We start from the raw sequence: 14,835 nt of genomic DNA on the forward strand, positions 1-14,835 counted from the left end.
CTTCCTGCGGGGTCTCGAGACTCGTGCTTTTCCCGCAGGAGTCGACCTATTTTGACTCCGCTGAATGAACGTTAAACCTTAAGATGTTCGTTTTACCAATTTTTCTTTCGTTTGGCCCAAGCTCCCTCTCTATTCAGCCGAGGCCGACCACAGAGACTCCTATGGGACGAAGACGAACCACTTGGTAATGCGATCTTCTTTACCAAGGGAGCTGGAAAGCGCAGTGACCGGGTGCAGCAATCCCGTCGTCATTGTTCGGGTTTTCGGCCGGCTCCTATCCTTCTGTCCCGGTCTCCACATTTCCTGACTAACTGCCGGAACTACAACTGAAACAAAATACCTGTAAGCGAGTAAATAATGACAGTGGAGAAAAAAATGGTCATGTGAACGAGGGAGAAAATAAACATCGCTTTCGCCCATTTCTCCGGATCCATTTTTTTCGATCCGTACATGCTTAATACAAGCCAGGCGATGCTGAGCAAGAGAGAGACGAGCATTAATCCCAGGCTTAGCGTACCAAGCAGAAAGCTGATGCCGATCAAAATCACTAAATAGGCATTAGTCTGGATATACGTCCGCTGTACCCCTTTTACGACCGGAAGCATTGGTACACCGGCGGCCCGGTATTCTTCATGTTTGCGTATCGCGATTGCGTAGAAATGGGGCATCTGCCAGATCACCGTAATGACAAAGAGACCTAACACAGCAGGGTGGGAAATGTCAGGATACATCGCCGCCCACCCTATTAAAGGCGGCATGGCGCCGGAAATACTGCCAATTTCCGTATTATAAACCGTCCTGCGTTTACTCCATATCGTATACGGGACGACGTAAAAGAAAATGCCCAGAAATCCTAAAAACGCAGCCAGTGGTGTCGCCAGGACCAGGATGCCAATGCCGGCGATACTCATTCCTGAGGCCAGCCATAGAACAGCAGCCGGCGAAATTTCTCCGGTTACGGTCGGCCTGTCTTTCGTTCGCTCCATGATCGCATCTATATCCCGGTCATACAGGTTATTAAACGCTCCCGCAGCTCCCATCACCAAAATCGAGCCAAGAAAGGCACAGATGATTTCCGGAAGCTTCTCCAGGATGCCGAGCTGATACGTATATAACGCCAGGGACAGCCCCGCCGCCATGGGGAACAAATTCGATTTAATGATTCCTGTCTTCACGGTTTTTGCCAGCACCGCCGAAAGCGGCTGTTTCTCTGCCCCGGAAGAATTGTGTACCTGTTTATCTACATTCTGAGTTTTTCGCATGATACCCTCTTCATTTCTTTAAAAAGATGCTTTTCTATTATATCAGAAATAAAGAAAACCACATACGAAACGACACACGTCACATGTGTTCATTCATTGACAACTTGGCTTTTTTGCCGGGAGTTTATTTAACGTGTCCCAAATTCCCCATCCATCCATGATCCCTAAGCCGCGGTCAGAAACCCAGGTCTGCCTGTTTCCTTTATTTACGGATACTGTCCAAGAATGAGCTCCTTGTCTATCTCCATACAAAGCCCCTCATGCTTCGGTGCCGGAGTCGTATTTTTGAATAGGCACTGCCCGTTCTTGAGCTTCCACAGACAATGCTGCCGCTTTAAAAGCATGTTTTTGTGTCATCGCATTTTCTGTATCATGTAAACAATCCAAAAGGAATGCGCCAAAAAAAGGAAACCCAACTTGACCAGAGGCATCCACGTACTTTTCCCCTTCCTGGTTGACGAGGTACACATGATCAGAAGAGGGGCTCCGGGCGATATCAATGTATTTTCTCACCTCTATGTATCCTTTTGTTCCAAGAATGAGGACACGCCCGTCTCCCCATGTCCCTAATCCCTCAGGGGTCAGCCAATCGACGCGAAAATAAAAAGTGGCCCCGTTGTCTGCCACTAAAGCGGCATCGCCAAAATCCTGAAACTCCGGATAGTCTGGAAGGGTATAATTTCCAATCTTACTATGAAGAACATTCGCATCCTTTGCATTCGCATAATATAGAAACTGTTCAATCTGGTGGCTTCCAATATCACAAAGAATGCCGCCGAAACTTTCCGGATCAAAAAACCAGTCCGGTCTGCTTTCCGCATTTGCCCGATGCGGCCCTGTTCCCATCACTTGAACGACTTCCCCTATTGCGCCTTCTTCTATCAGTTGTCCGGCATACACAGCGGCTTCCACATGCAAACGTTCACTGTAGTAAATGCCCCATTTCAGGCCAGTTTCTTCAACTTTTTTCTTCGCTTTTTCGATTTGTTCAATTTTTGTAAAAGCCGGCTTATCGGTAAAATAATGTTTTCCGTGATCGAGCACTTCTAATCCTAGAGGTCCCCGGTCTTTTGGAATGTTGGCACTGGCCACCAGTTGAATCTCGGGATTACGAAGAATTTCTTCCCGGGAAGAAGCAGCTATTGCTTGTGGAAATGAATTCACAAACTGTTTTACTTTTTCAGGATCCGGATCATACACTGAAACCAATTCGGCACCTGCTTCTATCAAACCGTTACACATGCCGTAAATATGACCATGATCCAGTCCAATGGCTGAAAATAGAAATTGTCCTTTTTCCACCACTTTATTGACTTCTCCCCTGGGAGCATAGCTCATCCCGTCACTTTTATTCATCTTTCCTTCTCCTCCTAACTGAAATGCACATCATCATTCAGCCTTTTACAGAGCCTGACGTCATGCCTTTCACGACCTGTTCCTGAAATATGATGTATACGATTAAAATTGGGATAATGGAGATAATGATCCCAGCAGATACCAAACCATATTGACTGACATGATCTGTTTGAAAATTCGCCAGCCCTAAAGGCAGCGTTTGAACAGCGTCTGAAGATAACAAAACAGTGGCAAAAATATATTCATTCCATGTCGAAAGAAAGATAAGGATGCCCGCCGTAGCAAGCATTGGTTTACTCATTGGCATGATAATTTTTGAAAATATCTGCCAATAATTACAGCCATCGATAAAAGCGGCCTCTTCCATCTCTCTTGGTATGCCCTTCATAAATCCAACCAGCAGAAATACTGTTTTTGGTAAATTTAAAGCGGTATATACGATAATGATCCCTAGCAGTGTATCCCGCAGACCAATCTGATGCATTCTAAAAAACATAGGGAAAATTAAAGATTGCAGCGGAATAGTGACGCCGATAACAAATAAAAGATACATGAATTGTTTCCCTTTAAATTTAAACCTGGAGATTACAAAAGATATCGTTGCTGCCAGCGACATACAAAGGAATATGGTAGCCATCGTTACGATTAAACTATTCAGTAAATACAATCCCATATTACCTTCGGTTAACACTTTATAAAAATTCTCAAAGTTATAAGACTCAGGCAGACCAAATGGGTTTGCGAATATTTCGGAATTTTCTTTAAAAGAAGTCATTAAAATCCAGAGGAATAACCCAAAATTTAGAGCAAAAAAACCCCATATAAAAGTATATTTAAGAAACTTAGCCACATGGTGTTTTAAACTTTTCTTTTCCTCTACATAAACAGGAGTGTTAGAACCAGGTTCGTACCCGGGTTTCGTTTCCATGCGCGGCCCCTCCTAATCCTCTTTTAATACCTTGTTAATGATAAACGCCAATCCCACAACAATTACCATCATCGTTATGGCTATTGCATTACCATAGCCGTAATTGTTTTCAGAAAACCCTTGATTATACATATAAGACCCTGATACTTCCGTTAAATGGACAGGTCCTCCGTTGGTTAATAAGAGAACATAATCGAATTGTTTAAAGGCATAGGTCACGCCTAACACAAGACATATGGTAAGAACAGGCTTTATCGACGGAAGAATGATATGCACGATCTTCTGCCGCGCATTGACGCCATCCATTTCCCCTGCCTCTATAAGCTCATCGGGAACGGTCTGCAATCCGGAGTACAGAATAATCATCATGAGACCGATAAAGTTCCAAACGAAAGGAAGAGCAACGGCTGTTACAGCAGTGACAGGGTTAGCCAGCCAATCGGTCGTCAGATGACCAAGGCCTATAATGTTCAGCGTATTGTTCAGCAAACCGAATATCGGGTCGTAAATAAAGGAAAATATTAAGGCAATAGCAACACTTGAGGTTACTACTGGAATAAAATATACCGTCCGTAATATCCTGAACCCCTTTACTTTTTGATATAAAAAGTAAGCAAGAAAAAAACCAATTGGAATTTGCACTGTGATAACCAGAGCGACCCAATAAAATGAATTTAATAACGCAGAGTAAAACACAGGGTCTTGTAATATCTCCATATAGTTATTTAAGAAGATAAAGACTTTGTCTGAAATCCCGTCCCATTCTACAAAACTATCAAAAAGGGTGTTAGTTAAAGGACTTATAAAAAAATATAAGTAAAATAGCAGGGTCGGGATGGCAAATAAAGACAGCGTCCATCGATTTTGTTGTACCATCTTCACTCTCCTCTCCTGTTCACTATAAGGCCAGGGAGCGTCAATGCCCCCTAACCTACTACGTTTTCTTATTCGTCAAATTGAACATTGGGATATTCCTGGATGATGTTATTCATTTCATCAACAAATTCTTGAGGAGTAATATCCCCGAGCAGCAAAGAATCCACCAGCGGCCAATATTCATTTTCTACTTCCGAAGCAAATAATTCTTCATCATAGGAGGGGACAATATTTTCAGCGCTTTGTTGATCTTCAAACGCTTCTACTAAAATTGGATTTACATTGGACTCGTCAAACTCCACTTCCGAATTGGACAAATCCAAAACGGAGGCTTCTTCGATAATTTGACGTCCTATTTCGGGGCTGGCTATTTTCTTCATTAATTCCCATGCAGCTTCCCGTTTATCAGGATCTTCATAAGCCTCATTACTCATGTAGATAAACTGTCCATTTCCAGAAATAGTGGTTTGCGGCAGCCCATCACTAGCTAAAGGAAATGGGATAATATCCAATTTCTCCATTTGATTTTCATCGAGGTGGCCAAGTGTCCAATCCATCTGATAATACATCGGCGATTGTCCGGCGTTTAACAGTTGAACAGCCTGAGCTGATTCCATACTCATATATCCATCAGGGAAAGCGCCTAGTTCAGCAAGTTCCTGCACCCTTTCTGCTGCTGTATACAACGCATCACCAAAAGGTTCCTCCCCCGTAGCATGTTCAATCATTTCCTCCTGGGTCTTATGCTGAGAGAACAAGTTTAAGAGCATATACCGAGCACTGTGGTTATTAGCGGCAAATGGAATGACGCCATTTTCCTGAAACGTTGTAACAGCTTCTTTTAATTCATCGTAATTAGTTGGAACCGAGACTTCGTATTCTTCAAACATTTCTGTGTTCACAATAAAATGGTAGCTGTAGGATAGAATAGGCAGCCCAAAAACCCCGCCCTGGTAAGTAACAGGAGTATAGGACCCTTCTCTGAACATCCCTTCTAACTCTGAATCTGATTCGATGAGCTCTGAGATATCTGGAATATCCCCGTTTTGAAAGTAACTCTCAGACCTGCGCATTCCCCAATGGGTAAAAACATCCGGGGCATCATCTGCTGATACCTGCGTTCTCAAAACCTGTTCTATATCATTCCCCCCGGCCGTTTCAATCTGCAAATTAATATCAGAATGTTCTTCATCAAAGGTCTCAAACGCTGGTTCAATAACAGGAGCCTGGGGCTGCTCCCCCGTAAAACTGTGCAAAACATCAAGTGTCAAAGCATCTTCCTGTTCATTTCCATCCGTTTTTCCTTCCTCCGCAGCTTCTTCTTGCTGACAAGCCGAAACAAGGAGCACGGGAATAATCAACAGACTATATAACAGTGATTTTTTCCCCACTTAAAAACCTCCCCCAAATAATTTTATATAGTGGTCTTTTGACAGAAAGGAAAGGGATTTTATTTTCCCTCTCCTTCGACAGGACAGGTCAGGTGATAAGAGAACCACACCTCCCTCCATTTTTAAAGCGCTTACAATTCTCTTGAAAAATATATAGGTTGTTCCCCCTTCCTGCTTAATATCACGGTTTGGTAAAGTAACATGTAACTCAGGACATTAATATAACTAGTATGTTAGTTATATTGTAAATGACTTGTTCTGGAAATTCAAAGTATTTTTTCTTAATTTTTCCTTGCCTCCACACAAGTTCCTTGTTTTATTATTAGAAAATTTATAATTAACTGATAATTCGTTTTGCATTACATATATTTCCTGTGTATACTAGTAATCAGATTAGCATACTAGTATTCTTTTCAACTATCCTATTAGTATGAACACTCAAGGCATATTTATGTTAAGTAAGTATCCCAACGATTACGAAGAGACAGGAGGGGTGTGATGATATAACATACAAAAAAGAAACCACTGCTTTTGAAACCGCTTTCTTTATTGTTTTGCTGGCACGCCACTAATAATCCTCACCTTCAGATAAGGAAACAAGTTCTATAACACAGGAATGTTCCATAGATCTTTTTCCTTGGCAGCATGATTCATTCATATTCTGGAAATGAGGGGTTGGAATCACATGCTCAAAAATGGAAAGCAAACCTTGCGTATAGTGGTGAGTGTTTCGTTAGCGGCAGGGATATTATATTCAAGCGGACCTGCAGCAGATACGGAAGCATCTAAACCTACAAGTGACATTAACTGGGACAATGAACTGCAGGAGATAGATGGGTTCGGAGGCTCTTTTGCCTTTCATAAAGCAGGCTCCATCTACCGATTGGATGAACCGCAGCGAACTCAAATCCTCGATATGTTGTTTAGCGAGGAAAATGGGATAGGACTGGATATCGTCCGAAACCAAGTTGGTGATGGCGGTACCTGGGGGGACTCGGAATATGACGGCCCTGCCGATACCATTATGCCTGAGCCCGGCGAATTTGTTTGGGACGACCCGGATTGGGAGACAAAAAAAGATGAATTTGACAAGTATCAAATATGGTTAATGAAGGAAGCTGAAAAACGTGGAGTCACGGAGTTTTTCAGTAGTGTTTGGAGTGCGCCCTACTGGATGAAAGAAAATGAAAGTGTGAGTGGAGAAGGTGATTCGAATAGATTAAGGGAAGATAAGTATCAGGAATTTGCTGATTACTTAGCTGAATACGTACTAGGTTATAAGGAACACTTTGATATTGATATCAGCTATATTTCTCCTACGAATGAGCCGGATTTTACCGGGGGGTATTCCAGCAGCTTATGGACGCCGGAAGAATTAAATACGTTTGTGAGGGAGTACCTCGGGCCTACATTTGAAGAGAGGGATGTCCCGGCAGAAATCGTGCTGGGAGAAGGGATGGAATTTACAGAAGAATACGCAGCCCCGGCTCTCGATGATGTGGCAACTCGTGACTATGTTGATATCGTGGCAGCTCATGCTTATCAAGGATTGCAAGAAGATGGCACTGTTGTACCGGAAAACGAATTTGAACGTTCAAAGGAGCTGGATAAAAAGATTTGGCAAACGGAGTATATGAACCAGGGCGATCAAAAGCAGGAATTTGAAGATAACACCATCGATGATGCGATGGGTTATGCCAATTTAATTGGTAATATGTTTGATCATCCGGGAGTAGGAGCTTATTTCTGGTGGTGGCCGGCAGCGAACAGCGGGGCTGATGGTTCTAATCTCATCCGTTTGATGAACGACGGCTCTGATCAATCCGTTTCCCCTACGGAAACAGGACTATTCAGAGTTTTCAAGCGATACTATTCTTTCGGTAATTACAGCCGGTTTGTCGAACCGGGGGACGTCATGATAGAGTCTGATAAACATCCTGTCGATGATGTGATGATTACAACGTTTAAAGATCCAAATTCAGGTGATTTTTCCATAATGGCGGTAAACAATAGTTCAGAGTCTCAACAAATTACGTTTGATCTCCATGACTTTCCTGAAGACACAAGTGCTGTCGTTCCGTACCGGACCTCTGCCAGTGAAAATTTGAATAAACTCGATGATATTCAAATAAAGGATGGATCCTTCTCCATGAAGCTTAAAAGCAGCAGTGTTACAAGTTTCATTCCCAAAACCTTTGAATTACCAGATCTGCCGGATATGAAAGATGTATTTTCCACCTATATCGCTGCGGAAAACGATGGAATGACGCCAGGGCTGCAGGTTCGTGATAACGCAGAAGGAGAGCAAGTGGTTACCAATATCCGGGACGGCTCCCACATTAAATATTCCAATGTTAATTTCGGAGATGGATCAGCGAACGGCCAACCCGATAAGAGAGGAATACTATACATGAATGCTGAAGTGTCCTCCATTTTCGGCGGTACGATAGAGGTCCGGCTGGATGATCCCTATTCAGGGAAAGTGGTTGGAACCATGGATGTACCAGAACGGCTCCATCCAGAAAAATGGCTGACAGTCTCCACTAAAATCGATACCAACTCCACCGATGGCGCCCAAGGATTTCACAATGTCTACCTCGTTTTCAAAAACGATAACAGTAAAAATACCAGAATGTTCGATGTTCATTCCTTTGCATTTAGTGATGAAGAACCGGACAATGATTAATCTAAGAAAGACGGATTCTTGGAAAAACCACCAAGGTCCGTCTTTCAACTTTTCTCTCGTCTTCGCCGTTTATAAACAGAACCTCCTCTTGCGGACATTTATTCCGTTAAATGTCTAAATGAGCATCTCCCCTTCAAAACTCAAAAAACGAAAGAAATAGCGGAATAAATGTCCTCCCGATTCCTGCTAACTTATATTAATAGATGGTACGACCGTGTTTGTCTTCAATCCCTGATTTTCTATAAAAATACGTATTGACTTGATCTCTCCATTCTATGGCATTATCAAGTTGACACTGGAATCTTTCTTTCACGTTCTCAAATGTCCACTCGTCAATATGTCCCTCTAACTCCTCCCATTTTTCGATGAAATTCTCCACCATTTCCACCCCTTGAAAATGGGTATCGTATAAATGTTGAATCACTGTTTTTCCAGAATGCAGCGTATGCGTATAGGGGACATGATGGAAGAATAATAGCAATTCATCGGGACACGTTTCTAATGAATTGTACTTCTCCGCATTCGGCGGAAAATATTGGGATGTATATCCCGTACCCGTTTCCACGGTTCGATCTACGCCCATCCCTTCCCGATCAGCAAAGTGATACGTTCCCCATTTGGAATATTCATAGCCATCAATATTCGGACCATAGTGATGACCCGGGTTGATCATCCAGCCAATACCGAGCGGGGACGTATAACGCTCATAGGCCTCCCAGGAATGAAGTAAAATATATTCGATGTTCTCCACCACTTTCGGATGATCGCCAAATGTTAATACGATCCATTCCCTGGTGATATCTTCCGTCGATATCTCCGGATCCCAAATAAGCTTTCCATAACCGTACAGGTTCGCCTGCGCCAGCGTATGACCTGTCCAGTTCAGATTATCTCCAATATTGGAGACTGCAGCTATTCCATTTAATGGATTTTTATACACCGATCCATTTGTTATATCTTTCACTTTTGTATTTTTACCACCGGCATGTGTATCAAAATCTAAATATTCTTTCCACTGCGGAATTAAATAACAGACATCGATCTGCTGACCGGTATACTCCTGGGCGATTTGCAATTCCAGCATATAATTTGTTTTTTCCAAGGCCCCTATTAATGGGGAAACGGGTTCCCGGACTTGAAAATCCATCGGTCCGTTTTTTATCTGTAAGATCACATTATCTAAAAACCTGCCGTCCATCGGTTTAAAATGGTCATAGGCTGCTCTTGCCCGGTCTGTGTGTCTATCCCGCCAATCCTGTTTATGATTGTACACAAAGCATCGCCAGATCACTATCCCATGATACGGCTTTAGTGCTTCTGCCAAAACATTGGCACCATCGGCATGATTCCGGTCATATGTAAATGGCCCCGGTCGTCCTTCTGAATCAGCTTTCACCACAAAACCGCCAAAAGAGGGGATATAATGATATAGTTCCGCGGCTTTTTCTTTCCACCACTTTTTTACTTTATTATCAAGCGGATCTGCGGTATCTAATTTTCCAAGCGACATCGGACTGGCGTAATTGATACTTAAAAACAGAGAAATGCCATACGCATTAAAAATGTCACTAACTTTTTTTACTTTGGGAAGATATTCAGCAGTAATTAAATTTGTTTCCGTATCCCAGACGTTCACATTGTTTATAGAAATTGCATTAATCCCTGCAGACGATAAGAGCCGGGCATAGTCTTTCATACGACCGATATCTTCTTTGAAATCGTTGTCAATATAAAAAATAGAATGGCCCGAGTATCCCCGTTCCACGGTTCCATCTATATTATCCCACTGGTTTATCATTCTAAAAAGGTGTGCCGGGGCATCTTTCCTGTCTAATGTATCCATGGATGTATTCATCTGCAGCAGGCGTAAGAAGGTAAAAACAGCATATAGGACACCTTTATCCGATTTTCCGGCCAACAATAATTGCTGACTATTATTTGCTCCGGACACCATTCTCATTAGGTATCCTTCGTTATTTAATTCCTCGAAAGAAGACTTGGAAAGGCCGTAGTTTTCAAGGGGAATGTCTTGATATGTTCCTAAAATGATAGAAGCCTTCTGTGGTGAATGACTAATAAAGGGGGTCACATCAAGCATAGACTCTACTGCATAGGCCAATTCTTCCACAGCTGAATTTGTTATGACAGAGTCTGTGAATAAACCGATAGAAGATAACCATGCTCTATATTTTCGATACGTATTGTCATCTGTGATCCTTCGATATTGTAACCAAGCTCTGTAACTCTTGGGGTACTGCCTTGTCTTTGTATTGTCTAATGCCGGCTTTTCCATTCCATCCATTTCATCATTTCCTCCTCTCTTACGCTATTTAAAATAATCTGGATAATGTTTTTTTAGTGTATCTTTTTCGTAGTTAACCATGTGAAGGTGGTCCACAATTAACTTTTCTGCTTCTTCTGTTTCTCGATTCGTTATATGTTGAAATAATTGCTGGTGCTGCCTGACCACTACTTCCCAATCTGGATTGGAGGCCAGGCGCAGTACCCTCAACCGATCAAAATGACTGTTCATTTGGTGGATAAGATTCCATGATCTTACTTTATTACACCCTTCAAAGAGCAAATAATGAAATTCTTCATCCAGTTCAAACAATCGGTGATGAGATCCCTTTTCTAAACACAAATTTTGTTTCATTGAGTTTATTTCCAGCTTAAAAAGATGGTCTTCCTCAAATGTTTCACATGCTTCCTTTACAATAGCCTTTTCAATATTTTCTCTAACAAATCTGCCTTCTTCGACCAATTGCAGATCAATTTCCGAAACGACGGTCCCTTTCTGCGGATATATCCCAATTAATTCCTCCTGGGCAAGCATCAGGAATGCTTCTCTTACAGGGGTTCTGCTCACTTTGAGTTCGCTGGCAATATCGGTTTCTGAAATCTTTGTCTTTGGTTCAAGTTCCCAATCAATAATCTGCTTTTTTAGTTTATGATATACAATGTCTCTTGTTGATCCATTAGCCTTATGCTGGGGCTGTATCGCGGTAATGGTCATCACCTCATCCTATTTTCAAATTTTAACTATATTCTAATTTTACTAGGGTACCGGTCCTTCTTTTCAAGTTGGCAGGATTGAGAGGAAATATTCAGCAGCAGGAAATCCCGAGAGGCCTCTCCTCCAGCTCGACCGAATATCATTCGTATTTACCGCCTGTATTTATTTCATTATTAGTAAAATTCTCAACTACCTTTTTCTTTTCATAAAAATACGGTGCGTTTTTCAACACTCCCTCTCTTGTATAAAAAGGACTGGATTCGTCTAACGGCAGTTTTATCGTCTTTCCTTCACTCGATGATTGATAAATTCCTGTAATCAATTCCAGTGTCCGGCGCCCTTGTATTCCATCTACAAGCACTTCTTTTTCCCCTTTTACCGCTTGTAGTACATCATAAATCTGACCCGTGTGACCTTCATACGGAATATCATCTTCATTTTCATAAACCTTTTGCAGCCGCGCTTCTAATTCCTTGTCTTCTTCAGGGAAACCATTTCCCTTTGACGTTGAAGCTTTGACCTTCCACGGAACAGATACCCGTGCCTTTTTGCCCTGGAATACCAATTGTTGTTCTTCTCCGTGATGAACAACGGAACTTGTAATTTGTGCCAAAGCACCGCTTTCATAACGGCAGACAGCCACTGAAATATCTTCAACCTCCGCATTATCGTGGGCCGTATTACTCGTAAGGGCCGTTACTTCCGCGGGCATGCCATTCATCCATGTAAAAATATCAATATGATGTACCGCGTGGTTTAACGTGCACCCTCCTCCTTCTTTTTCCCAGGTACCCCGCCACCATAAATCATAATAACTATAACCCCGCCACCAATAGGAATCCACTTGGGCATGCACAATCGGGCCCGTCAGTTTTGTATCCAGTACTTTTTTTAACTTTTGCATCGGGTTTGTAAAGCGGTTTTGAGAAATTACCGATAGGATCTTGTTATTTTTTTTGGCTGCTTCAATCATGGCGTCACACTCTTGTAAGGAAGAGGCCATCGGTTTTTCAACAAGGACATGCTTGCCGGCATTTAAAAAATCTACGGTAATGTCCTTATGGGTGTATGGCGGAGTACAAACAGAGACTAAATCAATATCATTTCTTTTCAACAGTTTCGTATAATCGTCATATACGTCCACACTAAGGTTATGTGCTTCTGCTTCGTGCCTTGCTTTTTCAGGGTAAATGTCGCAAAGTGCCACAATCTTACACAGATCTGAAAACTGGGAATAACCTTTTATATGAGACGGACAGATGGCTCCAGTACCAATAACCGCGGTATTAATCACTGTCGAACACACCCTTTCGAATATTAAAACAGTTTTAAAGCGCTTTCATTTTCTCGTAACGACAAAACGAAACGGTCCTCCTTTTCGGATAGTCCTCTAATTATACTAGTATATCAGCCAACCTTATTGTATACCAAAATTTTCTAACTATCAAATAATTTTAAATGTTTCTCCCCCTCTATTAATCTAACCTCGCCCACGGCTCAAGGGCCTTCTAAGTAAACTACATCGATTTCAAATTTGTGACATTAATTTATTAATCGCCGGGTATACATGTATCAGAATAACAAAGTAATGGGGGTTGATACGTACCGAAGAAAGAAAAACAGAGAAGTTTTGATACCACTTTTCATTGCCAACGATTTTTAATAAAGGAGACATCACCGTGGAAAATAACAAGAAAAAATTTAAATTTATGAACAGCATCTTCTGGGTATCTTTTTCTGTTATCTTTCTGTTCGCCTTATGGGGAGCGATAGCACCAGATATTCTCGCCAAACAGGCTACCGTTATCTATAATTTTATCGCGGGTACGTTTGGGTGGTTTTATCTAGTATTTGTGCTGTTTATTATCATTTTTAACTTTTACCTGGCCTTCAGTAAGTACGGGAAAATCCGGCTCGGCGGAGATGACGCCAAGCCAAAATACCGGCTGTTTACGTGGGTTGCGATGTTATTCAGCTGCGGTTTCGGGGTCAGTATTGTATTTTGGGGTGTGGCCGAACCGATGACACACTTTGGCACCCCGCCGCCATTTGATAATATTGAGGCCGGCACCCCTGAAGCTGCCAGAGAAGCGATGTGGACCGCATTTTTCAACAACGGTATTCACCAGTGGGCATCTTTTACCTTTGTCGGGCTCGCCATTTCTTATTTCCTTTACCGTCAGGAAGAACGCAGCCTGATTAGTGATACGATGAATTCTGTGATCGGCGAGACCGGGAAAAAGCCGCTTCGCAATACTATCGATATTATTGCTGTAATCGCAACGGTGATGGGAGTTGCCACCACACTAGGATTAAGTGTTCTTCAGATTAATGGAGGGCTGCAGACCGTATTCGATGCCCCGTCGGCAACATCGACCCAGATTATGATTGTAGCAGCGATGTTTCTTTTCTTTATGGTTTCTACCCTCTCCGGTCTGGATCGCGGTATTAAATACTTAAGTAACGTGAACCTGGGGCTGGCCTTGATATTAATGATCACCGTTTTAATCATCGGCCCAACTGGTTTTATTTTGGAAACTATTACGATGGGAATCGGCGATTACCTGCAGAATTTTTTCCAGGCCAGTTTGCGTCTTGATCAGTATACAGAGGGCACATGGGTGCAGGAGTGGCCGATCTATTATTGGGCCTGGACGATTGCCTGGGCTCCTTTTGTCGGGATGTTTGTGGCCCGTATTTCCAAAGGACGGACCGTACGGGAGTTTGTCCTTGGGGTGATGGTTTCTCCACCTCTGATCGGAATCATCTGGATCGGCATTTTCGGCGGAACCGCTGTTAATCTTGACCTTTTTCACGGGACCGACATTGCCGCCATGGTAGCCGAAGACGAAACCACCGCCTTGTTTATGATGCTGGAAAATATACCGCTTGGCACGATTTTATCCATACTCTCCATTTGTCTGCTATTCACCTTTTTGGTTACTTCTGCAGACTCTGCCACGTTTGTGCTGGGCATGATGACCTCCAAGGGAGATACAGACCCTTCCGTTGTCGTAAAAGTCATCTGGGGCACCTTAATTGCCTCTCTTGCGGTCGTTCTTATCATCAGTGCCGGACTCGAAGGCCTGCAGACAGCTTCCCTAATCGGAGCCCTTCCTTTTTCTATCGTACTATTTATAGCTTGTATCTCCCTGCTGAAATCAATCCGGCAGGATTATAGAGAAGCAAGACAGAAAGCGGAAGAAGAAAGACAAAGGCAGATACGGGAACAAATCGAAAATAACAACACAGGATGACCGGCAAAAACACACCGGAGGCCGGGACAAAACATTATCAAGGACAAAAAATCCGAACGATTT

The 14,835-nt window shown here is 42.6% G+C and carries 10 protein-coding genes; 2 read left to right on the plus strand and 8 right to left on the minus strand.

The features are described 5' to 3' along the window. Window positions 1-320: 320 nt before the first annotated feature. The 5 genes from cyoE to G475_RS0121350 all read right to left on the minus strand — a co-directional run bounded on the left by cyoE (window position 321) and on the right by G475_RS0121350 (window position 5,813). Entirely contained in the window at window positions 321-1,262 is a 942-nt protein-coding gene (gene cyoE, locus G475_RS0121330) for a heme o synthase (RefSeq protein WP_026702990.1), read from the minus strand. A 258-nt stretch (window positions 1,263-1,520) separates the two neighbouring features. Continuing rightward, window positions 1,521-2,618: a Gfo/Idh/MocA family protein gene (locus G475_RS0121335; RefSeq protein ID WP_026702991.1), complete on the minus strand. Its 1,098-nt coding sequence runs from the start codon at window positions 2,616-2,618 to the stop codon at window positions 1,521-1,523. Between the two features lie 37 nt (window positions 2,619-2,655). Beyond that, on the minus strand, window positions 2,656-3,546 hold the full coding sequence (locus G475_RS0121340) for a carbohydrate ABC transporter permease (RefSeq protein ID WP_026702992.1): 891 nt from the start codon (window positions 3,544-3,546) through the stop codon (window positions 2,656-2,658). 12 nt (window positions 3,547-3,558) lie between these two features. Further along, entirely contained in the window at window positions 3,559-4,422 is an 864-nt protein-coding gene (locus G475_RS0121345) for a carbohydrate ABC transporter permease (protein ID WP_026702993.1), read from the minus strand. A 68-nt stretch (window positions 4,423-4,490) separates the two neighbouring features. Continuing rightward, window positions 4,491-5,813 carry an ABC transporter substrate-binding protein gene (locus tag G475_RS0121350; RefSeq protein ID WP_026702994.1) on the minus strand — a complete coding sequence of 441 codons (1,323 nt, stop codon included), beginning with the start codon at window positions 5,811-5,813 and terminating at the stop codon, window positions 4,491-4,493. A gap of 685 nt (window positions 5,814-6,498) precedes the next feature. Here G475_RS0121350 and G475_RS25950 point away from each other — a divergent pair. Beyond that, window positions 6,499-8,499: a glycoside hydrolase gene (locus tag G475_RS25950; protein ID WP_051302816.1), complete on the plus strand. Its 2,001-nt coding sequence runs from the start codon at window positions 6,499-6,501 to the stop codon at window positions 8,497-8,499. Window positions 8,500-8,695: 196 nt separating this feature from the next. Here the strand turns inward: G475_RS25950 and G475_RS0121360 are convergent, their stop codons facing one another. The 3 genes from G475_RS0121360 to G475_RS0121370 form a co-directional block, all read right to left on the minus strand. After that, on the minus strand, window positions 8,696-10,792 hold the full coding sequence (locus tag G475_RS0121360; RefSeq protein ID WP_026702995.1) for an alpha-glucuronidase family glycosyl hydrolase: 2,097 nt from the start codon (window positions 10,790-10,792) through the stop codon (window positions 8,696-8,698). 33 nt (window positions 10,793-10,825) lie between these two features. Beyond that, the gene (locus G475_RS0121365) at window positions 10,826-11,515 is read right to left on the minus strand and encodes a GntR family transcriptional regulator (protein WP_026702996.1); all 690 of its coding nucleotides are present in this window, start codon (window positions 11,513-11,515) and stop codon (window positions 10,826-10,828) included. 139 nt (window positions 11,516-11,654) lie between these two features. Beyond that, window positions 11,655-12,809: a Gfo/Idh/MocA family protein gene (locus G475_RS0121370; RefSeq protein ID WP_026702997.1), complete on the minus strand. Its 1,155-nt coding sequence runs from the start codon at window positions 12,807-12,809 to the stop codon at window positions 11,655-11,657. Between the two features lie 385 nt (window positions 12,810-13,194). On the opposite strand from G475_RS0121370, the gene G475_RS0121375 reads away from it, so the two are divergent. Then, window positions 13,195-14,772 carry a BCCT family transporter gene (locus tag G475_RS0121375; protein ID WP_026702998.1) on the plus strand — a complete coding sequence of 526 codons (1,578 nt, stop codon included), beginning with the start codon at window positions 13,195-13,197 and terminating at the stop codon, window positions 14,770-14,772. Window positions 14,773-14,835 lie beyond the last annotated feature (63 nt).

Origin of the sequence: Salibacterium aidingense DSM 18341, from assembly GCF_000429685.1 — a bacterium.
Classification (GTDB): Bacteria; Bacillota; Bacilli; order Bacillales; family Marinococcaceae; genus Salibacterium; species Salibacterium aidingense.

Bases quoted from the DNA above. Each gene is read 5' to 3' on its own strand.
- cyoE (WP_026702990.1), bottom strand. From the start codon at position 1,262: ATGCGAAAAACTCAGAATGTAGATAAACAGGTACACAATTCTTCCGGG.
- G475_RS0121335 (WP_026702991.1), bottom strand. From the start codon at position 2,618: ATGAATAAAAGTGACGGGATGAGCTATGCTCCCAGGGGAGAAGTCAAT.
- G475_RS0121340 (WP_026702992.1), bottom strand. From the start codon at position 3,546: ATGGAAACGAAACCCGGGTACGAACCTGGTTCTAACACTCCTGTTTAT.
- G475_RS0121345 (WP_026702993.1), bottom strand. From the start codon at position 4,422: ATGGTACAACAAAATCGATGGACGCTGTCTTTATTTGCCATCCCGACC.
- G475_RS25950 (WP_051302816.1), top strand. From the start codon at position 6,499: ATGCTCAAAAATGGAAAGCAAACCTTGCGTATAGTGGTGAGTGTTTCG.
- G475_RS0121360 (WP_026702995.1), bottom strand. From the start codon at position 10,792: ATGGAAAAGCCGGCATTAGACAATACAAAGACAAGGCAGTACCCCAAG.
- G475_RS0121365 (WP_026702996.1), bottom strand. From the start codon at position 11,515: ATGACCATTACCGCGATACAGCCCCAGCATAAGGCTAATGGATCAACA.